The 508-nt window shown below is 49.8% G+C and carries 1 protein-coding gene; it reads right to left on the bottom strand.

The window, feature by feature from the left end:
- A partial coding sequence (gene traM / locus PORUE0001_RS09300; protein ID WP_007366189.1) for a conjugative transposon protein TraM occupies nt 1-508 on the bottom strand: 508 nt, incomplete at both ends.

Here is a 508-nt window from a genome sequence, read left to right as displayed (position 1 = left end):
ACCTCGCTAGCCTTAGAGCGCATGTAGTTGCCCCCTGCACGTATGAGTCCGTTGGAGACATTGGCGAGGATTTGATCCTTGCCACTCTGCTGTATAGAGATACCACCTGTGGCTGTCTCTGCCAAGCCCTCTCCAAGGGCTTTGAGTCCCACAGCTTCCGCTGTTACAGGTACGTACAACCCCTCTTGACCATTAAGGTCAAAGGCGGACAAGTCTACTCCTATGATTCTTTCCCGATACTCAATAGAGGTAACTTTCAGCTGTAGACGATTGTTTGTCAGGTTTGACTTAGCCACAATAGTCGTACCTTTAGGTACCACTACAGTGCCTATCTGTATATCCTCCATAAGACGCATTTTGATCTCATCGCCTAGCTTGATGGTCTTGGTCTCATCGATGATAGCTCGTATCGTGTTCTTGGCAACAGCCTCACTACGAAACGAGCCCACAGATGTGGTAAAGCGGTTCTGTAGCAAAGCCTCGTGCGCCTGCTGACTAGAGGCATCCC

Origin of the sequence: Porphyromonas uenonis 60-3 (assembly GCF_000174775.1) — a bacterium.
GTDB lineage: Bacteria > Bacteroidota > Bacteroidia > Bacteroidales > Porphyromonadaceae > Porphyromonas > Porphyromonas uenonis_A.
Note: the sequence above shows the minus strand (reverse complement) of the source record. Positions and strands in the feature narration are given on the sequence as shown.